The following is a 26154-nucleotide window of genomic DNA, read 5'->3' on the forward strand; positions in this document are numbered from 1 at the left end:
GGGCCCGGTCGATCAGTTCGGTAGCCGCATTTCCAGCCAATGCACCGCCAGAGAGATGCGCCCGCCCGTGAACGTGCCGCCCTCGGCCGTGACGATCAGCGGATCGGCCTGGTAATAGGCCATGGGCGAGCCAAGCATTCCCCTTGCCCATGAATCCTGCTGCTTGCCAAGGCCCTGACCAAAGCGGTTCAACGCCCCCGCCGTACCAAGACGCCAGCCGGTCAGCGAACCGGTCAGGGTGGCCGTAACCCGTCCGACAGCTCCGATCACCAGCGCACCCGCCGGGATGAAGACCCCGGTCACCGTGCTGCTGCCCGTGCCCAGGATGACCTCGCCCTCGGCCATCCCGGTGACCAGGCCCGACCCGCGGCTTCCCATGCTCATCGCGCCGACGATCCAGGCAGTGCCGTCATGAATGGCCTCCACCCCCCTGTCGGCGACGAACGCGCGCATGCCGCGGGACGGCGGCAGAAAGACCCACCCGCCGTTCGATCCGACGGCGATGCGCCCCGTCTGCCCCACCCATGCCCCCGTGGGCGCCGCGGGAACGCCCCAGCACTGGCCATCCAGAACCGTTGCCGGGGGCGTCTGCGTCGACACGCTCTGCAATACAAGGTTCACCATGCCGTCCAGCAGCATCAGCGCCTCGTTGACGGTGACGTGCTTCTGGGCCTGCGCGGGCTGCAACAGGGCCATCTGAAGGCGCGCGGTTTCACTGGGCATTGAAGTCTCTCCTTGCAAAGGGGCCGCGCCCGAAGGTCTGCGACAATTGGGCCACCTCGATCGTGACCTGTCCGGGCTGCAACTGGTCGCGGACCGCCGCGGGGACGGTCCATGACGGGGTCTGCGTCTGCGCCTCGGCGACGACTTGTCCCGCCTGGATCAGGCGCAGCAGGTAGCGTTCCGATTCCTCGCCAAGCGGAACGTCGGCGCCGTCCCAGCCATCACCCTCGATCCGGCTGCGCCTGATCCAGGTGATGTCATTGTCCTGCTTGCGCAGGTGGCAGGGCGCATAGGGCCGCAGCCCGATCCCCGGCGCGACCGTCGTACGGCTGCGGTAGCTGGCGTCGTCCGGCGCCCGCAGGGCCGGACCCACCCGCCAGAACCGCTCCTGGCCGCGAGTGGAGGGTGGCAGGTCGACCTGGCGGGGGCCGCCATCCAGCAGCACGACCAGACTGCCAGCGGGCCAGACATCCGGCATGATCGCATCCGTGCCGGCCTGCCCACGCAGGCGGCGGCTGATCTGCCACGTGTCCGGCGCCACCAGCTCTGCGTTCGCGAACTGGATGATCTCCCATCGGGTCAGGCTGCCGTCCCCGATCGCCATGGCGTTCGCACCCGACAGCAACGCGCGTTCATTCACGGACCGCAACGGATCGCGAAGCATCCGCAGACGCAGCGGTTCGCCCCGGTCGATCAGACCCGGGCTTGCACGCCCCAATGGCGTCAGCGTCCGACCGATCAGGGCGCGGCGTTGCAGCATCAGGTTCAGGTCGAACCCGCCCTCGGCCTCGGCGGAGCCATAGACCGCGACCGATCCCGGCCAGGGATGGGCCGCGACCGCCAGCCACGGGGCATGCGGAACCTCGTCGCCCCGCAGCAGGGGCAGGTCCATGAACACCGGGAACACGGGCATCGGCGGCAGATACCGGCCGACACCGCCCTGATCCTGATGCGCCAGACGCGGCGTGTAGAGGCCGGGATCGACCCTGACGGCATCGACCGTGATGGCGCCCGCCCGCTCGACCCGATCGATCCGCCAGCGGCGGCTCTCCTGCCCCGGCATATGCGTCACGACAACATCGCCAGGGCCAAGATCCGCACGTGACGGCGGCAGCGCGAACCGTGCTGTATCGCGCGCCACCTCGGCCTCGGCGATCCAGCGGTCGGTGATGGCGCGCCCTTCCGGGCGTGTCAGCACCATGGCCAGTTCGCTTTCGGACACGGCGCGACGGTCGATATCCGTCAGGCTGGCTTCGGCCGTCGCGACCGCATAGTCGCCCCCTGCCGCGACATGGCTGAGGCGCAACTGACCGATGTTCGCGGATTCCATCTGACGGACGGTCTCGAACCCGGTCACGTCGCCGGCGATGGCCAGGTCATCGGGCCCGATCTGCGCGCGTGCCAGTCCGTCACGCGAGACGAACTTCAGCACACCGTCGCGCTCTACCGCGTCAAACCCATGTGCCAGCATCAAGGGCTGCAATGCTGCCCGCCCGGATTCGGAACCCTGCAGGGCATAGCCCCGCACCACGCCTGATATTCTCGACACATCAACGGCCGTCACACCCGCACCCTTGCAGATGTCCGTGACCACCGCGCGCAGCGTGACGGCGCCCGCACGCCCGTTCAGCCAGTGTCCGCGATCCCACGCAGGACCGTCCGACCACAGATCACCACGCCCCGGAAAGGCCGGATAGGGCCGCGCGTCCCAACACCAGACATGCGCGCGGTCCACGTCCAGCATCCGCATGCCATCGGCATTGACCGGGTTGTTGGCCGGGTCGCGCCAATGCGCCATCGTCGCCTCGACATAGGCGGCCTGGATCGCATCGTTCCGCGTACCGTTGGAGAAATGCGGCAGCATGCTCTCGGACGACATCGCGTCCAGGAACTTGTTCGGCTGGTTCGTCGCCTTGTCCAGGGCGGCGCAGCCGAATTCGGTGAACCAGATCGGCTTCGACCCGGGCACCCATGCGGTCGCTTCTCTCTGCCGCACACCACCGGGGCGGTTGTAGTGCAGGTTCTGCCACCAGCCCGTCAGGTCCTTGTAACGCCAGACCCAGGCCTCGTCATAGGCACCGTCCGTGATGGGCGTGCGGTTCTGCGCCAGACGGTCGGCGTCGCTGGCATAGAACCAATCGTACCCCTCTCCTCCCGCGACATTGGCGCGCAAATAGTCGATATTGTCGATCCGACCCCAGGACGCATCCAGATGGTCGTCGCCATCGCGCCAGTCGGACAGCGGCATATAGTTGTCGATGCCAATGAAATCGATATTCGGGTCTGCCCACAGCGGGTCCAGATGAAAGAACAGCTCTCCGTTTCCGGGGTGATGGCCGAAATATTCCGACCAGTCGCTGGCATAGCCGATCTTGACGTTCGGCCCAAGGATGCCGCGGACATCTGCAGCCAGGCGGCGCAGGGCCGCCACGGCGGGATAGGTGTTTCCCGGACCGCGGATCTGGGTCATCGCGACCATCTCGGACCCGATCAGAAAGGCATCGATACCGCCCGCCGCCGCGCAGACATGGGCGGAGCAGCCGATCCGAAGAACGCGGCCACCTGATCGACGGCGGCCGACGTGCCGTCGGTGGTGCCAGCCCGGCCGGGGGCGACGCTGGTCGTGATGCGGCCCCGCCAGGGCATGGCAGGCTGTTCGGTCGCGCCGTAAGGGTCGGTCAATCCGTTGCCGCCCAGTTGCTCCATCAGGATGAACGGATAGAAGATCGCCTTGCGCCCCGACGCCGACAGCGCCCTGAGCCCCTCGATCACCGAGCGGTCAGACGGCGTGCCGCCATAGATCGGACGTCCATCCTTGCGCGCGACCTCGGCCGCGTCCGCACGGCCGATGCCACCCGCGCGCCACGGCATCTCCGCCCCGTCGACCTGACGGTATTCGACCTTGGGCTGCACGCGGCACTGACCGATGCGCAGATCGCTGCCGAACCAGGACACGATCAACGACACCGAACCCACATTCGGCAGTTCGCGCCCCAGGACATCCAGCGATGCGCGAAAGTCGGTCCCGCCCATCGGCGTGTTCGTGTTGAAGCTGCGGCTTTCGCCCAGGTCACCACTTTCGGTAACTGGCGTCGTGGCCAGCGAATACTCCCCCGTGCCGGGGATCAGGGCGACGGCTCGGACGTCGCGCGATAGGCCGCTGCCGTCACGCGCCGGGCATGTCACCTCAAAGCTCAGTTGCGGCATGCGGTTGCCCCACCGCTCCAGGCTCAGGTTCTCCAATACGACATAGGCCGTCCCGCGATAGGCGGGAGCCGCGTCGCCTTCGATGGCGGCGATCACGGGGTCCGGCATCTGCGCCTCGCCACCACGATAGATCCGCATGTTCAGATCCGCCTGTGCAATCTCCTCGCCATCGGCCCAGACCCGGCCCACCGACAGGATCGGACCTTCGGCCAACGCCAATGCGACAGACAGGCGATAGCTTATCTGGGTCACCTGGGTGCTGGGTGCGCCCTTGCCACCACCCGCACTTTCGGACCGCGTGACCTCTTCGAGGTCGGATGCCCAGATGACATGCCCGGGCAGGCGCATCTGTCCCCAGATCCGGGGGATGGCCATGCCCTCTCCGGCTGTCTGGATGCGAAGGCGGTCGATCCGGCCCGTCTCGACGGCCTTCGCCCCACCGCCCAGCAGGCGCTGATCGATGGCACGACCCAGGACGGCTCCTGCCGCACGGCCCAGAACGGCACCCGACAGCCCAAGGACCGCCCCCCCGAAACCTCCGCCAAGCGACGCACCCACGGCAGACAGGACAATCGTGGCCATAAGGGCCTCCTTCGTTCGAATTGGTCAGGGAAAGCGGAACCGTGCCACGATCCTGGATTGCCACGGAGGGGTCAGCGGACTGTCGATGACACCGTGGCCGGTATAGGCATGCAGAAACCGGGGGGCATCGCCCGCGGCCGACAGGATGCCCAAGTGCTTGGCGATGGCGCCCTGCCGCATCCGAAACAACAGCACCTGCCCTGGCTGCCAGTCCGCATCATCGACCGGACGCAGGTGTCGCATGGCCGCGGACAGCAGCACTTCGGTGCTGCCGCATTCGGCCCAATCGGCGGTATAGGCCGGGGGCGCCTCAGGCTCCGCCCCATACAGGTCGCGCCAGACGCCGCGGATCAGCCCAAGGCAATCCGAGCCACTGCCCCGGACGCTGGCCTGATGGACATAAGGCGTGCCCAGCCACAGCCGGGCGGCATCGACGACCGGGCTATCCATTCCGGCGTCCTGCCTGAGGCGCCATCAGCCAATCCTCGGACGGCAGATGAGGAAACCCGCGAAAGTTCAGATGATTGCGAAACTTCAGCCGACACGTATCCGCAGCCTTGTCGCATCCTGCCGTCAGTCGGATCTGGTCGCCGGAGGCGGGCAGAATGCCCAGACTGGACCACAGCTCGATAATCCTCTGGCCACCGGGGCGTGCAGTGTCGTTCTTGATCGCACCATGCAGACCTTGCGCTGCTCCGGACAGAACCTCCAGCCGCCCATGATCGAACCACGCCGCGTCAAAGGCCGGAAATGCGGTGAACGTGAAGACGCGTCCATCGTCCATAACCTGAACCTGGCGCAGCACGCTCAGACTTTCCGCGCTCAGGTCGACCCTGCACGCCCCATCGCCAAGGCGCGCGCTGCACCGGGGATGATAGACGCGCCGCTGCGGCGCGTTTAGCGCCTCTGACAGGCCGCGAAGCTCGGCGCGGAAGGCCCCGTTCCCACGCGAGACCTCGCCCAGAGACCCGCGAAACACCAGCTTGCGACGGGCGACATCGCTCCAGTCGACCTCCCACATGCGCAGTTCCGCCTGGTCCCACCGACCGGCCATCAGGTCGCGCTCGGTGATCGCATCATCGTTCAGCGCCCCGACCGCCTCGGAGTTGTCGACCGACAGGCCGGTTCCCTGAACCAGTGCCCGCGCGGTCAGGCCGCGGTCAGGGCGGAAGGTCACCCCGCCAAAGACCAGCCGCTGGTCATGATCGGTAAAGCCAAGCGTCAGACCATCCGCTCGGCGCACGGACCAAGCCCGTGCAACTGTCGTCGTCGTCATACCCGAACCTCCACGACCGGAATGTCGGGGACCTGCCCGGCTTGGAACGACGCGACGGATACCGCGATCCGGTCCGTGTCGAAGCGCACCGGAACGTCGAATTCGAACCCGGCAGAGATGTCCGCGCCCGCCTCCGGGGCCTCGTCAAAGATGATGCGTCCGGCAACATGGTCCACGGCATAGTTGATGCCGACGAACACCTCGGCACCCCCGATCCCGGCGCGCACGGAACCCTGGACCGGCTTGGTCACGGGCCGACGATAGACCGTCGCCCCGGATCGATAGGCCTTCGACAACGGAAAGACCCGCGTTTGCCCGTCCCCGACCGCGATCACCTGATCGCCGAATGCCGGGGCCGCTGACGGCAGACAACTCTTGTAGTCGGACCAATCCTTCCACCGAAACCCGTGCAGCTGCCCCGCACGCGCCTCGAAAAAGGCGATGACCTCCGACAGGTCGTCCAACGACCTCAGGCCCATGCCCGCGTCAAAGCGGCGAAGCGCATGCGTCCAGGGTGTGTTGCGCTCCTCGAACCCGCTGGCCAGCGCCACGATCTCGGTGCGCCGCTCGGGACCGCCGATGGCACCAAAGGACAGGTTCGTCGGAAATCTTACGTCGTGAAACGCCATCTTTTACCTCCTCTCAGCTGTTTCGCTCGCCGCGGGCCAGCACGCGCGACATCTGCGCCGCGATCTGCGACTGGCTGCGCTGGAACCCGGCCACGTCGGGGGTCTGGATGTTGAACGTCACGTTCACCGATCCCCCACCCCCGGCTGCGGCGACGCCCAGCTTGCCGTCGGGACCGCGCCGCAGCGGCATGATCGCCTCGGGCCCGGCCTCGCCCATCAGCCCCTGACCGCCGCGCATCGGAAATGCCGTTGGTCCGGAGACGACGTCTCCGGCCATGGTGCGTCCGTTGGCGAATGCCCCGCCCTTGGCAAAGGGCATCACCCCGCCCAGCATCCCGCCGATGCCGCCCGCGATCGACCCTGCCAAAGCGTTCTCGACGGGCTTCATGGCGATGCCATAGACGGTATCTGCCAGCGACTGCCCAATCGATTTCAACGCGTCCGACAGCTTGCCGCCGTCCAGGACCAGACCGTCGATGGCGCGGCCCAAGCCACGCTCAAGCCCCGAGGACAGGGTACCGACCTCGCGCGTGGTGAACATCATTGACTGGCGCAGACGACCCAGTTCCGCCTGGAACTCCTGCGTCATGCGGGAATTGCGGCCCAGATCGTCGTCCAGTTGGTCCAGCGCTGCGCCGGTCCCGTCACGTGTGGTCATCTTGATGATCCCCCGTCGTTTCAGCCAAGACCACGCCCGCCGATGCGGGCGCGTCGGGATATCGGGCTGCCAGATCGGCCAGCCGGTCACGGGTCATGCGGGGTGCCGTCGGACCAATGCCCAGCATCAGGCCCAACTCGGCAGGGGTCAGTGCCCAGAACTGATCGGGATGCAGACGCAGCCCCTGCAGGCCCGCCCGCATCAGGCCCGCCCAGTCCAGCCCCCCGGCGCGCCCGGTCATCCAGGCGCCCGAAAGGCCAAGGCCAGCAGGCGGGCGGCAACGCGGGCGGCCTCCAGCGGACCACCGTCGATCTGCACCGCCGTCAGATCACCCGCCTGCCCCGTCCAGCCGCCGCCGCGCAGCCCGGCCACCAGCACGGCCAGGATCTCGCGGCTGGAGAAATGCCCGGCGTCAAGACGGGCGACCAGCCCGGTCAACCCGTCCGCCTCAAGCTGCGCCTCCAGTTCGGCCAGGGCGCCCAGGGTCAGGCGCGCGACATGCGGCCGGCCATCCAGCATCAGCGACACCTCGCCGCGCATCGGGTTGGCCATCACAGCGCCACGAAGGTCAGTGCCCCTGCCGAAGCCAGCGACATCTCATAGGTCGCCTCTCCGTCGTGGCTGCCCGCGTACTCCAGGCCTGTGATCTGGAACCGGCCCTCCACGGTGCCGAAATCGGGGATGATGACCTGGAACAACGGGATTTCGCTGTCAAAGAACGCTTGGCGGGCGCGCCCGTCGGTGGCCGCGTCGCGGAACACGCCGGATCCGGCGATCGACGCGCTGCGCACGCCGGCACCGCCCAACAGCTCGCGCCAGCCACCGGCGCTGTCCATGCTGGTCACGTCGACGGTGTCGGCGTTGAAGGACAGGCGCGTCGCACGCAGGCCCGCCACGGTCTCGAACGTGCCGTTGCCCGACATGTCCATCTTGATCAGCAGATCACGTCCGCTTTGCACTGCCATTATCCCATCTCCTCAGTTCAGATCGATGCGCGCGCGAAAGGTCAGGTCGACCTGACGAGCCGCGCCGCTTTTCACCCGCCGCGCGGTTGCGCGCAGGAACCACAAACCCGCCAGCTGTCCGCGCGACAGCACCAGTCCGCCCGCCTCCAGCGCATCGGCCACGGCGACCGCTGCGGCCTTGACCGCGCCGAAGCCCGCCCCACTGTCGCTGCCCGCCATGACCGAGATCACGAAATCATGCCGCGATCCGCGTGCCGTGGAATCGCTGGCGTCACGCACCTCCTCGGGACCAAGCGAGACATAGATCCCGCTCGGCGCCGTCACAGGCATCGCGTCGAAGATCGCATCGCCCACCAGATCCGCTAGCGCCTCGTTCGTGCGCAACTGCTGATAGACGGCCGCCTGCAAGGCGACCCCTGCCCCATAGCTCATGTCAGATCCTCCTCGCGCGCAAAGCAGTCCAGATACCGACCGGACGGATCGCTCTCCGCGACCGCCTCGATCTGAAACAACCGTGTTCCCTGGCGCAGCCGCTGCCCCGGCCGCGGGCGTCGCGCATCACCCACAGGCGCAGCGCGCAGCGTGATGCGCCATTGGACCACGCTGATCATTCCCGCGCCGGTCCCCTGTTCGCGACCCGACCGCGCCTCCATCTGCGCCCACAGCCAGCCCAGTTGACGCCACCGCGTCTCATAGCCGCCCAAGCCGTCCGCGATCCGGTCGGATGTCTCCAGCGCCAGCCGCGTCGACAGGTTCGGGGCGGCCATCAGCGCCACTCCCGGCTGCCGCGCCCGGCCAGGGTGCGGACTGCGCGCCAGCGCTCGATCAGCGCGCTGACACCAAAGGGCAGTGCATGACGCAAACCATCCTGGCTGCGATCGTCGTAATAACGCGCGGCCAACAGGATGACCGCCTGCGCCAGATCCGCCGGAACCTGGGACCAGGCATCCCCGAAGCCCGCCAGAAACGTGATCGTCACCGTCCCCCGCCGCGGAATCGACGGCAGCACGACCCCGGTCGGCAGGATCACGGGGCGCTGTCCGTCCGGGACCAGCCGCCACCCCTCGGGGGGCAGTTGGGTCAGCGTGCCGTTCCCGTCGTCGATCTCGATGCGCTCGACCGAATGCACGGGCGCCAGCGGCAGCGACTGGCCAAGTCGGTCGCGCCAATCGTCCAGCTGCATGCGGAACCGCCGCTTCAGCAGCACCTTGCCGGTGCGCCCCTCGATCGTGGCGATCGCTGCACGCAGAAAGCCCGCCAGTGCCGCCGTCTCGGCGGCGTCGTCGGGCCCTTCGAAACCTTGGGCCAGACGCAAATGCGCGCGCAGGGCGGCCACCGGCAGCGCCTCCGCCGCGGGCGCCGTTTCCTCTATCAGCATCATGTTGCGAACCTCCCGTCGTGCCGTCCGCATGTTCCACCAAAGGCGGGGCCCCCGAACGGGGCCCCGGCTGTCTTGCAGGCAAAAGGGAAGCGGGGCGCGCCGCACGCCGGCCATCAGCGCGCGCGGACAGTTGCTAAACCGGAATGCCCGGCACCAGGCGCGCCCCTCCCTCATCCGATCCCCCGGGGGATCAGATGAAGCGCAGCAGCCTGACGGCGCGGAAATCGGTGATCCCGCCGCCGACACGCTTGGTGGCATAGAACAGCACGTGCGGCTTGGCGCTGAACGGGTCGCGCAGCACGCGCAGGTCGGGACGCTCGACGATCGTGTAGGCCGCGCGGAAATCACCGAACGCGATCGAGAACGAGCTCGTCGTCATGTCGGGCATGTCCTCGCTGATCATCACCGGATAGCCCAGCAGCTGGGGCACCTGGCCCACGCTCAGCGCATCGGTCCAAAGGAAACGGCCGTCGGCATCCTTCATCTTGCGCACCCGGGCCGCCGTCTTCGAGTTCATCAGGAACGAGGCGTTCGAGCGATACTCCGCGCCCAGAGAGTAGATCAGGTCGATCAGGCAATCCATCGGCGCGGCGGCCGGGAAATCGCCAGCCGCGGTGGTGGCGACGAAGCCGATCTGGGCCGTGGTCGCGGTCGCCACAGGCGCGGTGGGATAGCTCAGCAGGCCGCGCGGCTTGTCGACGCCGTCGCCGCGCAGAAAGGCGTTGGCCTCGGACCGGGCGAACTTCTCGGCGATGCGCTCGGCCAGCCAGCCCTCGACATCAAAGGCCGCATCGTCCAGCAGGCGCTGGCTGGCACGCGGCATCGCGGACAGCTCGTGGACCGGGATGGCGATGCGGTCCAGGGCCGAGTTCGCGGTCTCGACCGTGGCGGCCTCGGTCGCCCAACCGGCGCCCATGTCGCCACGCTCGACCAGCGCCTCATAGACGCTGCCCTCGATGGTCACCACGTTGGCCAGACGGCGCAGCGACGAGGTGGAATGCAGCGTGTTCTGCACGGTCTCGGCAACCTTGGGTGCGGCCAGAAAACCGCCGTCGCTGGCCACCGACAGCGCCTTCTCCTCGATGGCCAGACCGCGCAGGCCGTCATCGTCGCCGCTGCGCAGATAGGCGTTGAACGCCTTCTGGTGGGGCACCTCGACCTCTGCGGTGGCGGACAGGGGCGCGCGGCCCCGCAGGGCGGTCTTGCGGTCGATCATGGTCATACGCTGTTCCTGTGCGTTGAGCTTGGATTGAATATCTTCACGAAAGCCTTTGAGTTCGCTGACGAACCCCATCATGGCCCCCTTCAGGTCGGCGGGCATGTCGCCGCCGCCCGCGGCCTTCACCTCGGTCATGGTCTTCTCCTCGTCACGGTGATCGGGGCCGCGCCCCTGTCGTCGGACCTCCCGCACGGGACCGGTCCGAACCTGGTTGACGGACCGGGATGCACCCGGTCCGAAATCTCATGCGCCGCGCAGGGCCTGTGCCGCCTGCACGAACAGCGCCGCGACGTCGCGCATCTCGTCGCTGTCCTTGCGGTCCACCTTGGCCTCGGCCAGCATCGGGAACGTCACCAGCGACACCTCCCACAGCTCGACCTCGGCCAGCACGCGCCGCCCGGCCTTGTCGCGTTCGGCCCGCAGGGTGCGATAGCCGATGGACAGCCCGTCGATCGCACCCGCCTGGATCAGCGCCGCCGCCTCGCGGGCCTGCGCCACGTCGGGCAGCAGGCGGCCCTTGACCCACAGGCCCTTGCCGTCCTCCCGGACCTCGTCCCAGACCCCGATGGGGCGGGTCGGATCGTGCTGCCACAGCATCCGCACCTTGTCGCCGCGCGCCGCGATCCGCGCCAGCGACGCGGCAAACGCCCCGGGCAGGACCGCATCGCCGCCCTGATCGGTCAGACCGAACAGGCTGGCATAACCTTCGATCACCTGACCGTCGGTCAGCACGGGCGGACCGCCCGCGAACTTCATCTCCAGACCCGGAACCATCCCTCAGCCTCCTTTCGGCGCATAATCTAGAATACCCTGGACGGCCTGCGTCAGGATCACGGCGACCACGCCGTAGACCGTCATCCACAGCCGCCGCTCCAGCCCTTCGATCATCGCCTCGATCCGCTCCAGGCGCTTCTCGACCTGGCCGAACTGCAGCGCCATGATCCGTTCCTGCGCCTCAAGACGCGTGTCGTGCCACAGCCCGTCCTTGACGAAACGCGACCCTTCCATGCCTCACGCCCCGTCCAGGGGCGGCAGGCCCAGAAGGGCGCGCTTTTCCGCATCCGTCAGAAAGCTCGCACCGCTGATGCGGGCCCATTGCTGGTTGCGCTCCTCGGCCAGGGCCGGGATCTGATCCAGATCGGGGCGCAGCTCGATCTCGGCGCCCAGATGCTCGGACAGCCACCAGGCGACCGCCGCCGACACCCGCGTCGCCAGCGGCAGCACCGTCAGGCGGAAGAACGCCCGGTGCGCCTCGGCATAATTCGCATAGGTCGCGTCCCCCGGAATCCCCAGCAGCATGGGCGGCACGCCAAAAGCCAACGCGATCTCGCGCGCCGCCGACAGCTTGGTCTCGTGGAACTCCATGTCGGACGGGCTGAAACCCATCGGACGCCAGTCCAGCCCGCCTTCCAGCAGCATCGGACGGCCCGCATTGCGCGCGCCCTGATGGTTCATCTCGATCTCGCCCACCAGGCGGTCGTACTGCTCGGCGCTCAGCACCCCCTGCCCGTCGACCCCCTTGTAGATGATCGCTCCACTGGGCCGCGCCGCATTGTCCAGCAGCGCCTTGGACCAGGCACTGGCGCTGTTGTGCACGTCCAGCGCGACGGCGGCCGCCTGCATCGGCGACAGACCGTAATGGTCGTCCTGCGGGTGGAACGCCTTGACGTGGCAGATCGGATCGGGGCTGCCGGTCATGTCGAACCGGTGCTTGCGCCCGCCCACCGCATATTCATAGGCGACGGGCCAGCCATCCGCACCGGGCACCACGCTCATGCGGTCGGACCGCAGCACGTGCAGCTCCTCCGGGATGCCCGTGGCGTCCGCGCCCACAGCCTCCAGATAGCCGTTTCCCGACAGCAGGATCTGCCCGAACAGCGCCTCGAACAGCTCGGCCCGACCTTGGCCCGGATTGGGCCTGCGCAGCAGATCCAGAACCGGATGCACCTCATAGCGGTGGTCGCGATCCGCGCAGATCATCGGCACGGCCGCCGCGGCCTCGGCGATCAGGCGCACGCTGCGAAAGCCCACCGGGTTCCCCATGAACCCGCCGCGCGTCAGCGTGCCCGTATCCCTGGCCGACCAGACAGGGCGCCCGGACCCGCTGGCGAATGCCACGACCCGGCCCGTCGCACTGGCCTTCCTCTCTGGCGGGGGGGATGATTTCTCCTCCCGCGAAAACAATCGAAACGCCATGCTCGCCTCCATGCCTCAGCCATGCGAAGGGCCGCCCCCTGCGGGACGGCCCTTCGTCGGTCCGACCTCTCGGACCCGGTTACAATCGCCGCATCTGCGGCCTGCGCCAGCCTGCGGCGGGCTCGATCATCAGCTCATGGACCGCCCAGACCAAGGCATCCAGCCGGTCGGGACTGCCCCGCCCCTCGAACCCGCGCACCGTCATCTGGCACATCTGATCCTCCAGCGTGCCCAGGGCGCCCTTCAGATGCTTGACGCGCCCCTGCTCGTACAGCGCGGCGACGGGCTCTGCCCGCAACCCCTTGCCCCGCGACGCCCGCAGCGCCTTGAACGGGACCAGCGGGTCGATCTGGCGCACAACGCTCTCGACCAGATCACCGCCCTGGTTCACCTCGGCCACCAGCTTCTCGGCACCGTGGCGGTCCATCGCGGCAATCGCGGCGCGGGCCCAATCCGTGGGCCCGCCCCGGACGCTGGCATCCTCCAGCACATAGGCGCGCCAATCCTTGGGTTCGCCCTGCGTAACGACGCCCGCGACCACGATCCCGCATTCGTCGCTGGCCCGCCCGCCGGTGACCGACGGGTCGACCGAGACGACGATCCGGTCTAGCTTGGGCGCCTCGGCCACCCGCGCGCCTTCCAGCATCGCGGTCGTCCACAGCGCCCCCTCGACATCGTCCAGCAGCACGCCGTCCAGCTCCTGGCGCCCCAACCGCGTCCCGCCATAGCGGCTCTCGACCTCCGCCAGGAAACTCTCCGCCAGATAGGCGCGGTTCGCATCTGTCGGCGCATGGGTCACCACAGTGCTGGCATTGCCCAGAATGCGCTTCAGCACGCCCACATTGCGCGGCGTGGTGGTGACGACCTGCTGGGGATGCTCGCCAAGCCGCAGCGCGAACTGCAGCATGTCCCAGACATCCTCGGCCTTCTTCCACTTGGCCAGCTCATCGACCCAGGCCGCATCGAACTGGGGCCCGCGCAAAGCCTCCGGCTCATGCGCGGAATAGACCGTGGCGGTCGCCCCGTTCGCCCAGACCAGCCGCTTGCGCCCCGCCTCCCAGACCGGACGCCGGTCGGGGGGCGAACAGGCCAGGATGCCGCTCTCGCCGAACACCATCACCTCGCGCACCTGGTCGAAGGTCTCTCCGACCAGGGCCACGCGATGGCATTTCCCGGGTGCCGCAGCCGTGGGCCCCTCGACCAGGCTGCGCACCCATTCCGACCCGGCGCGGGTCTTGCCCGCCCCGCGCCCGCCCATGATCACCCAGGATTTCCAGTCGCCCTCGGGGGGCAACTGGTGCGGCAAAGCCCAGAACTCGAACAGCCAGGGCAGGCTCATCAGCGCGTTCTGCGACAGCCCGCCCAGGAATTCCTCAACCTCCTCCGGCCCGGCGGAGGCAAGCCAGGCGGCGCCCGATCTCGTCTCGTGCGGCGCCGAGGTCAAGGCTGCCCCCTCCGACGCCGCCCGCGATGTCCTTGCGAAGTTTGTCAACCTTGATCCTTTCCGCCATCAGCAGTTGGACGGCCTCGCGGACCGTCTTCGCCGTCTCCATGGCCTTTTTCAGCTTGGCCGGGTCAAGCTCCCCGGACTTGAGCGCTTCAAGCTCGGCCTGGTGCCCCCGCAGGTCCTTGACATAATCCCAGAACAGCCAGCGCAGGACGTCGATCTCGTCCTCGCCCTCGGCGATCTCGGGCATCGCGAACCCGGCCTTTTCAGGCTGGGTTCCAGTCACGAAAGGTCCGTCGGTTTTCCCGGCCCCGCCCCATTCCATATCGTTCATGCACTCTGCCCCGCCTCGTGTTCCTGTCCGCACGAGCCAAGAGACGAAAAAAGCGGCCCAAGGATTTCCCCCGGCCGCTTGCCCACCTCTTCCAGCATGTAAAAGTTCTACCTTAGGGCGTTCGCAAAGTCAATCGATAAACCTATACGTGCAAAATGTGGCGCATAAACTCTGCGATTACAATGTGATACACTATGCAACACCCCCGGCGTACGCCGCGCAACATGCCACTGAATCAGCTCCGCGCGGCCTCGACGAACGCGCGGATCAGCGCAACATCCTTGACGCCCGGTGCACGTTCCACGCCCGAACTGACATCCACGACAGGCGCGCCCGTCAGCCGCACAGCCTCGGCGACGTTGTCCGGTGTCAGTCCCCCGGCCAGCATCCAGGGCCGCAACCAATGCCGCCCGACCAGCAGCCGCCAATCGAAGGCCAGCCCGTTCCCGCCCGGCAGATCGGCTCCCGCCGGCGGCTTGGCATCCACCAGCAGCATGTCCGCCGTCACGCCGTAATCCATAAGCTGCGGCAGGTCCGCTGGACCCGACAGACCGACCGCCTTCATCACAGGCAGCCCCGTCAACGCCTTGACCTCGGCCACCCGCCCGGCGCTCTCATGGCCGTGCAGCTGGATAACGTCCAGCGCCGCGTGGTCCAGCACCTCATGCAGCAAATCGTCCGACGGATCGACGAACAGTCCCACGCGGGCGACCCCAACGGGAACCTCCGCCGTCAGCGCTGCGGCTTGGGTCGGGGTCACTGCACGCGGCGACTTGGGAAAGAATACGAACCCCAGAAAGCGCGCACCGGCATCGACGGCCGCCGCGACATGGCGTTCCTCGGACAGCCCGCAGATCTTGACCTCGGCCACGCCTCAGCGAACCGCAGGCAGGGCCGCGCCCTTGGCCGGGGCAGGCTCGTCCAGAATCGCCAGAACCTCGTCACGCGGGGCGGCGTGGCGGTCGCGCAGATGCCCGACCTCGCTCTCAAGACGCACGACCTCGGCGTTGCGCTGACGCGCCTCGCGGCGGAAATGCGCCTCGCGCAGCCACTCCCAGACCAGACCGGCCAGCATTCCCAAGGCAAAGGCCAAGAAGATCACCAGGAACAGCGGCACCGTCAGCGACCACGTGCCACCCAAGTACTGTCCGAAATTGGCCGGGAACGCCGACAGGGTGACCATGTCACGGTTGGCCAAGGCGACCGCCACCAGCACAAGCGCCAGTGCTGCGACAAAGATCAGACGGATGAAGCGCATTGAATTTCCTCGATATCGCAGACGGGCGGGATGCCCGGTAAACAGGGGCCTCAGGCGTCGCCGTTCAGACGGTCGCGCAGCAGCTTGCCGGTCTTGAAGAACGGAACGTGCTTTTCGTCAACCTCGACCGATTCACCGGTGCGCGGATTGCGCCCCGTCCGGGAATCGCGCTTCTTGACAGAGAAGGCGCCAAAGCCGCGCAACTCGACCCGGTCGCCCCGCGCCATCGCGTCGATGACCTCCTCGAAGATCGTGTTCACGATCCTCTCGACGTCGCGGCGGAATAGGTGGGGGTTTTCATCTGAGATCTTCTGGATCAGTTCGGACCGGATCATATGTTCCCCCAATTGGACGGGTCTTCCTGCCGTCAAAGTCAGCACGTCAAACCGCAAGGCCGGTGCAATACCGCCCTTCATGTTTCCGTTCAACGCCCGACAGAAGTCACTGGTTTCATAGCGTTGCCAGCTTTGCCCCAAACGCGCAAGCGGGATGGCGCGCATCCGCCCGGCCGTGGGCAAGAAAAAGCCCGCCCCGGACGAACCGGGGCGGGCAAGGATCGATCGGGTTGGGCCGATTAGCTGTTGCGGTTCAGTGCCGCACCCAAGATGTCGCCCAAGGACGCGCCCGAATCCGAGCTGCCATAGGTGTCGATGGCTTCCTTTTCCTCGGCAATCTCGCGGGCCTTGATCGACAGGCCAAGACGGCGGGTCTTGGTGTCGACGTTGGTCACGCGGGCATCGACCTTGTCGCCGACGCTGAAACGCTCGGGGCGCTGGTCGGCACGGTCGCGGGCCAGGTCGCTGCGGCGGATGAACGACTTGACGCCGTTGTACTCGACCTCGATGCCACCCTCTTCGATCGCGGTGACTTCGGCGGTGACGATGGTACCACGCTTCACGCCATCAACGGCCTCGGCCATGTTCTCGTTTTCCAACGACTTGATGGACAGGCTGATGCGCTCCTTCTCGACGTCCACGTCCTGGACGACCGCCTTGACGACGTCACCCTTGCGGAAGTCCTGGATCGCGTCTTCGCCGCGGGCATCCCAGCTGATGTCCGACAGGTGGACCATGCCGTCGATGTCGCCTTCCAGGCCGATGAACAGACCGAACTCGGTGATGTTCTTGACCTCGCCCTCGATGACGGTGCCGGTCGGATGGGTTTCGGCGAACACTTCCCACGGGTTGCGCATCGTCTGCTTCAGGCCCAGGGACACGCGGCGCTTGGCCTCGTCGATCTCCAGAACCATCACTTCGACTTCCTGCGAGGTCGAGACGATCTTGCCCGGGTGGACGTTCTTCTTGGTCCAGCTCATTTCCGAAACGTGGACCAGACCCTCGACACCGGCTTCCAGCTCCACGAAGGCGCCGTAATCGGTGATGTTGGTCACGCGGCCCTGGTGGACCGACTCGATCGGGAACTTGTCGGCGACCGTATCCCACGGATCGGCCTGCAGCTGCTTCATGCCCAGGCTGATGCGGTGGCTGTCCTTGTTGATCTTGATGACCTGGACCTTGACGGTCTCGCCGATCGCCAGGATCTCGGACGGGTGGTTGACGCGACGCCAGGCCATGTCGGTGACGTGCAGCAGGCCGTCGACGCCACCCAGGTCAACGAACGCACCGTATTCGGTGATGTTCTTGACCACGCCGTCGATCGACTGACCTTCGGTCAGGTTCGCGATGACTTCGGCGCGCTGTTCCGCGCGGCTCTCTTCCAGAATGGCGCGACGCGACACGACGATGTTGCCGCGGCGACGGTCCATCTTCAGGATCTGGAACGGCTGCTTCAGACCCATCAGCGGGCCGGCATCGCGCACGGGGCGCACATCGACCTGCGAACCGGGCAGGAAGGCGACGGCACCGCCCAGGTCGACCGTGAAGCCGCCCTTGACGCGACCGAAGATGGCGCCTTCGACGCGCTCTTCGCTTTCGTAGGCCTTCTCCAGACGGTCCCAGGCTTCCTCGCGGCGGGCCTTCTCACGGCTGATCGACGCTTCGCCGCGGGCGTTCTCGACGCGGTCCAGATAGACCTCGACCTCGTCGCCGACCTTGATGCTGGGCTCTTCGCCGGGATTGGCAAATTCCTTCAGATCGACGCGGCCTTCCATCTTGTAGCCGACGTCGATGATGGCCTGACCTGCCTCGATGGCAATGACGCGGCCTTTGACAACGCTGCCCTCGTCGGGGGTGTCAATCTCGAGGCTTTCATTCAGAAGGGCCTCGAACTCCTCCATGGTCGCTTTAGCGCACATACGTATTCAGTATCCTTTGTGTCTGTTTTCCGGCCTGACGGTTGGCTCCGCCGGTCTTTATGGTGCCGTTGAGGCAACGCCAAAGGGTCGCGGCATGACGCCCGACCCGTTGGAATGCGGTCTGTTCTGACCATGTCGCCCGTGTGACTGCGGCCCCAATACCCGTGTTTGACGCCAATTTCAACGCCTAAACGCGTCTCCACACGCCCGACGCGCGGCTGTAATCCGCGATCTCGGGGGCGCCGAAATCGCCCGCGTCCATCGGCGCGACATGCCGCTCCAGCCGCAGGTCGGGTCCGTCGATCTCCAGCAGCACGAACTCGTTCTGCCCGTCGGTGATGCGCGCACACAGCGCCGTGCCGGTCTGGATCTGCAGCACGCGCGGATGGCGGCCCGTCGCCAGCAACGCGTCCGTCGCCCAACGGTGCAGATGCCCCGACAGGACAACCTGCACCCCCGACGCCTCCAGCCGGTACAGCGCCTCGGACGCGCGCCGTGCCAGCGCCTTGTCGACCCGCGGCAGCTGCTGCAGCGGATGATGCAGCGCGACGATATTCGTGCCCATCGCGTCGACATTGCCGATGATGCGGCCGATCTCGCCCTCGCGGATCTTGCCGCGCTGCCAAGCATAGGGATCGGCGCTGTTCAGCGCCATGACCCGCACGTCGCCCGCACGCCCCACCGGGGTCAGCACGGGACCAAAATGCCGCCGGAACCCCGCAAAGGGCCAGAACATCCGCGCCACAAGGTTCCATGCCGGTACGTCGTGATTACCCGGCATGCACATCAAGGGCGCCTCGATGCGGTCAAGAAAGGCGCGTGCCTGCCGCATCTGCGGGGGCAGCGCGCGATGCGTGATGTCGCCGCCGATGACCACCAGGTCGGGGCGCAGCGCCGCAATCCGCGCCAGCAGCGGCTCCTCCAACGCGGCACGGTGAAATCCGAAATGCAGGTCGGTCAGGTGAAGAATGCGCGTCACCGGTGGTCAGCCCTTCGGCTGCTCGGTCTTGCTGACCCCATCGCGGGGCAGCAGGACCTTGAGCCCGTCATGGCGCACCTTCAGCCGGAAGGGGCTCTCCAACGCCGTCTTCTCGCCGTCATGGGCGATCAGCTGGCGCCGCTTGGGCGTCTCGATGGTCAGCTCGTCCGTCAGGATCAGGTCGAAATCGTCGTTCTTGGCGCTCTTGCCCATCGCCATGCGCAGGGCGGACCGCATCAGCGGCAGGGGGTGCTTCGCCTTGGCGATCAGCACCGCGAATTCGCCGCGGCGGATCTCCTCCGCCCCTTCCAGCCCAAAGCTGTCCAACTGATAGGCGCTGCGCGCGACAAAGACCAAGGCACTGGTATAGCGGCTCTCCTGCCCGTCGACGCGGGCGACCAGCTGCATCGGGCGGCGCAGGCGCCGCAGCGCCACCAGCACCGACCAATAGGCCGCCATCCGCGACCGCCCCCACCGCTTGTAGATCCCCTCGCGCGTCTTCAGGATCTGCGGATAGGCGCCCAGACTGACGTTGTTCAGAAAGATCAGCCCGTTGACGTCGCCGACATCGACCGCCTCGACCCGCGCGTCCAAAATCGTGTCCAGCGCCTCCTCGACGGTCTCTCCGACGCCCAGGTCCCGGGCAAAGTAGTTGAACGTCCCGCCCGGCACGACGCCCATCACGACATCGCGATCAACCAGCGCACCGGCGACCGCCGACTGCGTGCCGTCGCCACCTGCGGCGATGACCAGGTCGAACCCCTCGGTCGCGACCTTGCGCGCCAGCGCGGGCAGGTCGCTCCCCTTCCGGCTCTCGCGCAGCTCGAAGCTGCCGCAGGCCGGAGCAAGCCGTTCGTTCAGCATCTCGCGCAGCTCGACATGCTTCTTCTTGCCCGATCCGCGGTTCATCACGACACAGACCTTGGCACTGGCCAGGTCGAACCCATCGGTCTGGTGCTGCATCGCTGGACTGTCCCCGGCCGTGATTGTCATCTGCTGGGCACCGAACACCCGACCCCGCCGAAGGGTTGCATCTACAGCAGCCGGGCCGCCGCCTCGGCCGACGGTTTCAGCCCCTGCCCGCCGCCGCCGACAAAGGCGACCAGCTGTTCGCGCATCCGCGGCTCCCAGAAATCGCGCAGATGTGCGGCGATCTTTTCGGGTGCTGCGCCGCCGGGCTGGGTGTCGAAGAAACCGGCGATCTGGTTGACCATCAGGACCATCTTGTCAGGCGACATCGGACACCTCGGCGCGCAGCCGTTCGGGGTGGGAAAACAGATCAAAGCCTTCGCCGCGGGCAAAGGCCGCCAGGGTGATGCCCGCGCCCTGCGCCAGGCGCAGCGCATGGGCGGTGGGGGCGGACACGGCGATCAGCACCGCGCCCCCGGCCAGGGCGCATTTCTGCACCATCTCGACGGACACGCGGCTGGTCAGCACAAAGGCGCCCTGCCCCGCATCCATGCCCTGCCGCGCCATCGCGCCGATCAGCTTGTCCAAGGCGTTGTGGCGGCCCACATCCTCGCGCGCCAGCACGATCCCCCGTCCGGGGATCATGAAGCCCGCCGCATGGACCGCGCGGGTCCGGTCATGCAATGGCTGCCAGCCGCGCAGATCGTCGGTCGCCCGCGCGATCTGGCTCGCATCCAGCACCGGCCCAGCGCCCGACAGGTCGGGCAGCGCGCGTACCGCCTCCTCAAGGCTGTCGATCCCGCACAGCCCGCAGCCCACCGGCCCCGCCATGAAGCGGCGTCGCGCCGCCAGCGCGTCGGTGCGGTCATCCGCGATCCACATCTGCGCCTCGACGCCGCGGAGATGGGCCAGAACCTCCAGACGCTCGATCTGGGCAGGGTCCGTCACGATCCCCTCGGTCAGGGAAAAGCCCACCGCGAAATCCTCCAGATCCGCGGGCGTGGCCATCATGACGGCCTGGGTCGATCCGCCATAGACCATCGCCACGGCCGTCTCCTCCGGCAGGGTCCGGGTGACATCCGCGCGGCAGGCCGCGCGGACATGGGTGGCGGGGGCTTGGGTCGTGGGGTCGGGCAGGTTCATCGTCACTCCGCGGCTGACAGGATCCGCCGCGACCTTTCGGCCTGCGCAGTATAGCGTTCCTGCCAATCCGACGGACCGTTCGAGGGGCTTACCTGCACCGCGGTGACCTTGTATTCCGGGCAATTTGTCGCCCAGTCCGAAAAATCGGTCGTCACCACGTTAGCCTGCGTCGCCGGGTGGTGGAAGGTCGTATAGACCACCCCCGGCGACACCCGTTCGGTCAGCGTCACCATCAGCGTGGTTTCCCCCGCCCGGCTGGCCAGCCGCACCCAGTCCCCGTCGCGGATGCCGCGGGTCTCGGCGTCATGCGGATGGATCTCCAGCACGTCCTGGCCGTGCCAGGCGGTGTTCTCGGTCCGCCGGGTCTGCGCGCCCACATTGTACTGCGACAGGATGCGCCCGGTGGTCAGCAGCAGCGGGAACCGCGGTCCGGTGCGTTCGTCGGTCGGAATATACTCGGTGATCACGAAATGCCCGCGCCCCGACTGGAACCCGTCGACATGCATCAGCGGCGTGCCCGTGGGCGCGGCCTCGTTGCAGGGCCACTGCACCGAGCCCAGCTCCTCCAGCCGCTCATAGCTGACGCCCGCAAAGCTGGGCGTGGTCGCGGCGATCTCGTCCATGATCTGGGACGGGTGGGTGTAATGCCACCCCGCCCCCATCGCGTTGGCCAGCATCTGGGTGATCTCCCAGTCCTCATAACCGTTGCGGGGCGCCATGACCTTGCGCACGCGGTTGATACGGCGTTCGGCATTGGTGAAGGTCCCGTCCTTTTCCAGGAACGACGACCCGGGCAGGAAGACATGCGCGTAATTCGCCGTCTCGTTCAGGAACAGGTCGTGGACGATCACGCATTCCATCGCGGCAAGGCCCGCCGCCACGTGATGCGTGTCGGGATCGGATTGCAGGATGTCCTCTCCCTGGCAGTAGAGACCCTTGAAGGTCCCCTCGACCGCGGCATCCAGCATGTTCGGGATGCGCAGGCCCGGCTCGGGGTCGATCTGGACCCCCCAGGCGTTCTCGAAGATCGCGCGCACGTCGGGCATCTTGACGTGGCGGTATCCCGGCAGCTCGTGCGGGAACGACCCCATGTCGCAGGCGCCCTGCACGTTGTTCTGACCGCGCAACGGGTTCACGCCCACGCCGGGCCGCCCGATATTGCCGGTCAGCATCGCAAGGTTCGCGATCGCCATCACGGTCGTCGACCCCTGGCTGTGTTCGGTTACGCCCAGCCCGTAATAGATCGCGCCGTTCCCGCCCGTCGCGAACAGCCGTGCGGCGGCGCGCAGCTCTGCGGCGGGCACGCCGGTCAGCGTCTCGGTCGCCTCGGGGGCGTGGCGGGGATCGGCGATGAACTCGGCGTAATGCTGGAACTCGTCCCAATCACAGCGGTCGCGGATATAGGCCTCGTCCATCAGCCCCTCGGTCACGATCACATGCGCCATGGCGCTGATGACGGCGACGTTGGTGCCGGGGCGCAGTGGCAGGTGATGGGATGCCTCGACATGCGCGGACCGCACGATGTCGGTGCGGCGCGGATCGACGACGATCAGCTTGGCCCCCTGGCGCAGGCGCTTCTTCAGACGGCTGGCAAAGACCGGGTGGCCGTCCGTCGGGTTGGCCCCGATGATCAGCACCACGTTGGTCTGTTCCACGCTGTCGAAATCCTGCGTCCCGGCCGAGGTGCCGAAGGTCTTGCCCAACCCGTATCCCGTGGGCGAATGGCACACCCGCGCGCAGGTGTCGGTGTTGTTGTTCAGGAACACCGCACGGGTCAGCTTCTGGACCAGATAGGTCTCCTCGTTGGTGCAGCGGCTGGAGGTGATGACCCCCACCGACCGCCGCCCATGCCGTTCCTGGATCCCGCGCATCCGCTCGGCGGCAAAGGCCAGCGCCTCGTCCCAGGCGACCTCGCGCCACGGGTCCTCGATCCGCTCGCGGATCATCGGCTTCAGAATGCGGTCCTGGTGGGCGGCATAGCCATAGGCGAACCGCCCCTTGACGCAGCTGTGCCCGCGGTTCGCCTTGCCGTGCTTGTAGGGCACCATGCGCACCAACTGGTCGCCGTTCATCTCGGCCTTGAAGCTGCAGCCGACGCCGCAATAGGCGCAGGTGGTGATGACCGACCGCGTGGGCGTGCCCAGTTCGGCCACCGACTTTTCCTGCAGGGTCGCGGTCGGGCAGGCCTGTACGCAGGCACCGCAGCTGACGCAATCGCTGGAGAAGAAATCGTCGGCGCTGGTCCCGGCGCTGACGCGGCTGTCAAAGCCCCGGCCCTCGATGGTCAGGGCGAACGTCCCCTGCACCTCGTCGCAGGCCCGCACGCAGCGCGAACAGACAATGCACTTGCTGGGATCATAGGTGAAATAGGGGTTGGAGTTGTCCTTGGGAATGAACTGCGGGTTGTCATGCCCCCCGCGCAGCCGGGCCTCGGCCTGCGACCGCGCGCCCGTTCCTGACGGGTCGAAATGGTTGTCGCCCGGCGCATAGCGGACGTCGCGCAGGCCCACCTGCCCGGCCGTGTCCTGCAACTCGCAATCGCCATTGGCCGAACAGGTCAGGCAATCCAGCGGGTGGTCGCTGATATACAGCTCCATCACGCCCTTGCGCAGCTTGCGGATCTTGGCGGACTGCGTGTGGACCACCATCCCCTCGGCCACGGGGGTCGTGCAGGATGCGGGCGTGCCGCGCCGCCCCTCGATCTCGACCACGCACAGGCGGCACGACCCGAAGGCCTCCATGTTGTCGCTGGCGCACAGCTTGGGGATCTGCACGTCGGCCATCATGGCGGCGCGCATCACCGACGTTCCCTCGGGCACGATCACCGCAATGCCGTCGATTGTCAGGGCGACCGGAGCGCCGCTGCGCGCAGGGGTGCCCATGTCGCGGTCGTCGCCGGGCGCGAATTCCGGGATGATGAAGTCTTTCATTCCGCGGCCTCCTTATGGGTGGCGAAATCGTCGGGAAATTGCGTCAGCGCGGACATGACCGGATAGGGCGTGAAGCCGCCCAGGGCGCACAGCGACCCGTCCTTCATCGTCTCGCACAGATCGGTCAGCAGGGCGGCGGCACCCGGATCGCCCGCGGCGATGCGGTCGATCGTCTCGACCCCGCGCACGGCGCCGATCCGGCAGGGCGTGCACTTGCCGCAGGATTCGACGGCGCAGAACTCCATCGCGAAACGCGCCATCTGCAGCATGTCGGCGCTGTCGTCGAACACGACCAGACCGGCATGGCCGATCAGCCCGCCCGCGGCATCGAAATCCTCGTATCCCATCGGCGTGTCGAACTTGCTGACGGGCATATAGGCGCCCAGCGGCCCGCCGACCTGCACGGCCTTGACCGGACGCCCGGTTGCGGTGCCGCCGCCGATGTCGTTGACGACCTCGCCCAGCGACATCCCGAAGGCGGTCTCGAACAGGCCGCCGCGCGCGACGTTGCCGGCGATCTGCAGGGTCACGGTGCCCCGCGACCGCCCCAGCCCGAAATCGGCATAGGCCTGCGCGCCCCGTTCGAAGATCACCGGGACGGTGGCCAGGCTGATGACGTTGTTGACGACCGTCGGCTTGCCCAGGAACCCCTCCAGCGCGGGCAGCGGGGGCTTGGCGCGCACCGTGCCGCGCTTGCCCTCCAGGCTGTTCAGCAGGCTGGTCTCCTCTCCGCAGACATAGGCGCCGGCGCCGACCCGCACCTGCATGTCGAAGGCCCGCCCCGAGCCCAGCACATCCGCACCCAGCATGCCGCGCTGGCGGGCGATAACGACCGCGCGTTCCAGCACGTCGATCGCCACGGGGTATTCCGACCGCATGTAGACATAGCCGCGCGTCGCCCCGACCCCCAGGGCGGCGATCGCCATCCCCTCGATCAGGGTGAAGGGATCGCCCTCCATGATCATCCGGTCGGCGAAGGTGCCGCTGTCGCCCTCGTCGGCATTGCAGACGATGTATTTCTGATCGGCGACCGCATCGGCCACGGTCTTCCACTTGATACCGGTCGGAAAGCCCGCGCCGCCGCGCCCGCGCAGCCCGCTGGCCGTGACCTCGGCCACGATGGCCGCGCCGTCCATGCCGATCGCGCGGCGCAGCCCCGCCAGACCGCCATGGCGTTCGTATTCGTCCAGGTCCAGCGGGTCGATCAGCCCGCAGCGCGCGAATGTCAGCCGCGTCTGGCGCGCGAAGAAGGGAATGTCCTCGACCCGGCCAAGGCAGGGCAACGTGCCATCCAGCAGCGCGCCCACATCGGCGGGCGTCACCGGGCCATAGGCCAGGCGCCGGCCGTCGGCCTCGATCTCGACCAGGGGCTCCAGCCAGACCATGCCGCGCGACCCGTTGCGCACGACCTGGGCATCCAGACCCCGCGCGGCGATCTGCTGCGTCAGGGCGTCGGCCACGGCATCGGCACCCAGCGCCTTGGCGGCGCTGTCCAGAGGAACAAAGATCCTCATCGTGCCGCCTCCAGCGCGGTGACCAGCCGGTCGCCGTCGACCCGCCCCATCAGCTGCCCGTCCAGCATCGCGGCCGGACCGCAGGCGCACAGGCCCAGGCAATAGACCGGCTCGACCGTCACGGCCCCGTCGGCGGTGGTCCCGTGCCAGTCCACGCCCAGCCGGTCCAGAACGCCCGCGGCCATCGCGGCGCCGCCCATCGACTGGCAGGCCTCGGCGCGGCAGATCTTCAGGATGTGACGTCCGGCGGGATGGTCGCGGAAATCGTGATAGAAGCTGATGACGCCATGCACCTCGGCCCGGCCCAGGTTCAGCACGTCGGCCAGCACCGGCACGGCGGCCTGCGGCACGTGCCCCCATTCCGCCTGGATCGCATGCAGCATCGGCAGCAGCGGCCCCTCCAGCGCGGTCAGGGGGGTGACGACATCGCGGATCTCGTCCGCGGTCGGGGCTGGCGCGTCGTTCAGCATGGCTGGCCTTTCAGATATCCGTTCCCCAGAAGACAGCGGGGATCATCTGAAATCAATATCGCAGTTCCGTTGAACGATAG

The 26154-nt window shown here is 67.5% G+C and carries 28 protein-coding genes and 1 pseudogene; all 29 read right to left on the reverse strand.

Features of this window, described 5'->3' with window-relative positions; genetic code table 11:
- Positions 1-12 precede the first annotated feature (12 nt).
- Positions 13-723 carry a DUF2793 domain-containing protein gene (locus GBO37_RS20605; RefSeq protein WP_252930643.1) on the reverse strand — a complete coding sequence of 237 codons (711 nt, stop codon included), beginning with the start codon at positions 721-723 and terminating at the stop codon, positions 13-15.
- Positions 713-4512, reverse strand: a pseudogene (locus GBO37_RS20610) (glycoside hydrolase/phage tail family protein). Before GBO37_RS20610 ends, GBO37_RS20605 begins: the two are co-directional and overlap by 11 nt.
- A gap of 24 nt (positions 4513-4536) precedes the next feature.
- Entirely contained in the window at positions 4537-4962 is a 426-nt protein-coding gene (locus GBO37_RS20615; RefSeq protein ID WP_127898344.1) for an NlpC/P60 family protein, read from the reverse strand.
- Positions 4955-5788 carry a DUF2163 domain-containing protein gene (locus GBO37_RS20620; protein WP_252930644.1) on the reverse strand — a complete coding sequence of 278 codons (834 nt, stop codon included), beginning with the start codon at positions 5786-5788 and terminating at the stop codon, positions 4955-4957. Before GBO37_RS20620 ends, GBO37_RS20615 begins: the two co-directional genes overlap by 8 nt.
- The gene (locus GBO37_RS20625; protein WP_127898342.1) at positions 5785-6417 is read right to left on the reverse strand and encodes a DUF2460 domain-containing protein; all 633 of its coding nucleotides are present in this window, start codon (positions 6415-6417) and stop codon (positions 5785-5787) included. Before GBO37_RS20625 ends, GBO37_RS20620 begins: the two co-directional genes overlap by 4 nt.
- Positions 6418-6430: 13 nt before the next feature.
- The gene (locus GBO37_RS20630) at positions 6431-7075 is read right to left on the reverse strand and encodes a phage tail tape measure protein (protein WP_252930645.1); all 645 of its coding nucleotides are present in this window, start codon (positions 7073-7075) and stop codon (positions 6431-6433) included.
- A complete protein-coding gene (locus GBO37_RS20635) occupies positions 7062-7316 on the reverse strand; it encodes a rcc01693 family protein (RefSeq protein ID WP_252930646.1) in 255 nt (84 codons plus the stop codon). Before GBO37_RS20635 ends, GBO37_RS20630 begins: the two co-directional genes overlap by 14 nt.
- Positions 7313-7627: a gene transfer agent family protein gene (locus tag GBO37_RS20640; protein WP_252930647.1), complete on the reverse strand. Its 315-nt coding sequence runs from the start codon at positions 7625-7627 to the stop codon at positions 7313-7315. The genes GBO37_RS20635 and GBO37_RS20640 overlap by 4 nt, the downstream gene beginning before the upstream one ends.
- Positions 7627-8040, reverse strand: coding sequence for a phage major tail protein, TP901-1 family (locus GBO37_RS20645; RefSeq protein WP_045999351.1), 414 nt, complete (start codon positions 8038-8040; stop codon positions 7627-7629). Before GBO37_RS20645 ends, GBO37_RS20640 begins: the two co-directional genes overlap by 1 nt.
- A gap of 12 nt (positions 8041-8052) precedes the next feature.
- On the reverse strand, positions 8053-8472 hold the full coding sequence (locus tag GBO37_RS20650) for a DUF3168 domain-containing protein (protein WP_045999352.1): 420 nt from the start codon (positions 8470-8472) through the stop codon (positions 8053-8055).
- On the reverse strand, positions 8469-8807 hold the full coding sequence (locus GBO37_RS20655) for a head-tail adaptor protein (protein WP_127898337.1): 339 nt from the start codon (positions 8805-8807) through the stop codon (positions 8469-8471). The genes GBO37_RS20650 and GBO37_RS20655 overlap by 4 nt, the downstream gene beginning before the upstream one ends.
- Positions 8807-9421 (reverse strand): hypothetical protein, encoded by a 615-nt coding sequence (locus GBO37_RS20660; RefSeq protein ID WP_045999353.1) that lies wholly within the window; start codon positions 9419-9421, stop codon positions 8807-8809. Before GBO37_RS20660 ends, GBO37_RS20655 begins: the two co-directional genes overlap by 1 nt.
- 190 nt (positions 9422-9611) lie before the next feature.
- Positions 9612-10775: a phage major capsid protein gene (locus GBO37_RS20665; protein WP_252930648.1), complete on the reverse strand. Its 1164-nt coding sequence runs from the start codon at positions 10773-10775 to the stop codon at positions 9612-9614.
- 108 nt (positions 10776-10883) lie between these two features.
- Positions 10884-11414: an HK97 family phage prohead protease gene (locus GBO37_RS20670; protein ID WP_240542390.1), complete on the reverse strand. Its 531-nt coding sequence runs from the start codon at positions 11412-11414 to the stop codon at positions 10884-10886.
- Between the two features lie 3 nt (positions 11415-11417).
- A complete protein-coding gene (locus GBO37_RS20675) occupies positions 11418-11648 on the reverse strand; it encodes a hypothetical protein (protein WP_045999356.1) in 231 nt (76 codons plus the stop codon).
- Positions 11649-11651: 3 nt separating this feature from the next.
- Positions 11652-12836: a phage portal protein gene (locus GBO37_RS20680; RefSeq protein ID WP_252930649.1), complete on the reverse strand. Its 1185-nt coding sequence runs from the start codon at positions 12834-12836 to the stop codon at positions 11652-11654.
- 79 nt (positions 12837-12915) lie between these two features.
- Positions 12916-14175: a DNA-packaging protein gene (locus GBO37_RS20685; RefSeq protein WP_252930716.1), complete on the reverse strand. Its 1260-nt coding sequence runs from the start codon at positions 14173-14175 to the stop codon at positions 12916-12918.
- 34 nt (positions 14176-14209) lie between these two features.
- Positions 14210-14617: a hypothetical protein gene (locus GBO37_RS20690; RefSeq protein ID WP_045999357.1), complete on the reverse strand. Its 408-nt coding sequence runs from the start codon at positions 14615-14617 to the stop codon at positions 14210-14212.
- Between the two features lie 235 nt (positions 14618-14852).
- Positions 14853-15488, reverse strand: a complete 636-nt coding sequence (locus tag GBO37_RS20695; RefSeq protein WP_252930650.1) for a phosphoribosylanthranilate isomerase — start codon at positions 15486-15488, stop codon at positions 14853-14855.
- A 3-nt stretch (positions 15489-15491) separates the two neighbouring features.
- Complete coding sequence (locus GBO37_RS20700; RefSeq protein WP_252930651.1) at positions 15492-15875, reverse strand: LapA family protein; 384 nt, start codon at positions 15873-15875, stop codon at positions 15492-15494.
- A 50-nt stretch (positions 15876-15925) separates the two neighbouring features.
- Positions 15926-16210: an integration host factor subunit beta gene (gene ihfB / locus GBO37_RS20705; RefSeq protein WP_045999360.1), complete on the reverse strand. Its 285-nt coding sequence runs from the start codon at positions 16208-16210 to the stop codon at positions 15926-15928.
- A 239-nt stretch (positions 16211-16449) separates the two neighbouring features.
- On the reverse strand, positions 16450-18129 hold the full coding sequence (gene rpsA, locus GBO37_RS20710; RefSeq protein WP_084693668.1) for a 30S ribosomal protein S1: 1680 nt from the start codon (positions 18127-18129) through the stop codon (positions 16450-16452).
- Positions 18130-18316: 187 nt separating this feature from the next.
- Positions 18317-19108 (reverse strand): metallophosphoesterase, encoded by a 792-nt coding sequence (locus tag GBO37_RS20715; protein ID WP_252930652.1) that lies wholly within the window; start codon positions 19106-19108, stop codon positions 18317-18319.
- 6 nt (positions 19109-19114) lie between these two features.
- The gene (locus GBO37_RS20720) at positions 19115-20071 is read right to left on the reverse strand and encodes a diacylglycerol kinase family protein (RefSeq protein WP_252930653.1); all 957 of its coding nucleotides are present in this window, start codon (positions 20069-20071) and stop codon (positions 19115-19117) included.
- A 71-nt stretch (positions 20072-20142) separates the two neighbouring features.
- Complete coding sequence (locus GBO37_RS20725) at positions 20143-20346, reverse strand: formate dehydrogenase subunit delta (protein ID WP_127898328.1); 204 nt, start codon at positions 20344-20346, stop codon at positions 20143-20145.
- Positions 20336-21160, reverse strand: a complete 825-nt coding sequence (fdhD, locus tag GBO37_RS20730) for a formate dehydrogenase accessory sulfurtransferase FdhD (protein WP_252930654.1) — start codon at positions 21158-21160, stop codon at positions 20336-20338. The genes GBO37_RS20725 and fdhD overlap by 11 nt, the downstream gene beginning before the upstream one ends.
- Positions 21161-21162: 2 nt before the next feature.
- Entirely contained in the window at positions 21163-24090 is a 2928-nt protein-coding gene (gene fdhF, locus GBO37_RS20735) for a formate dehydrogenase subunit alpha (RefSeq protein ID WP_252930655.1), read from the reverse strand.
- A complete protein-coding gene (locus tag GBO37_RS20740) occupies positions 24087-25604 on the reverse strand; it encodes an NADH-quinone oxidoreductase subunit NuoF (RefSeq protein WP_252930656.1) in 1518 nt (505 codons plus the stop codon). Before GBO37_RS20740 ends, fdhF begins: the two co-directional genes overlap by 4 nt.
- Positions 25601-26074 (reverse strand): formate dehydrogenase subunit gamma, encoded by a 474-nt coding sequence (locus tag GBO37_RS20745; protein ID WP_045999367.1) that lies wholly within the window; start codon positions 26072-26074, stop codon positions 25601-25603. Before GBO37_RS20745 ends, GBO37_RS20740 begins: the two co-directional genes overlap by 4 nt.
- Positions 26075-26154 lie beyond the last annotated feature (80 nt).

Source organism: Paracoccus sp. 08, assembly GCF_024105395.1.
GTDB classification, from domain to species: domain Bacteria; phylum Pseudomonadota; class Alphaproteobacteria; order Rhodobacterales; family Rhodobacteraceae; genus Paracoccus; species Paracoccus marcusii.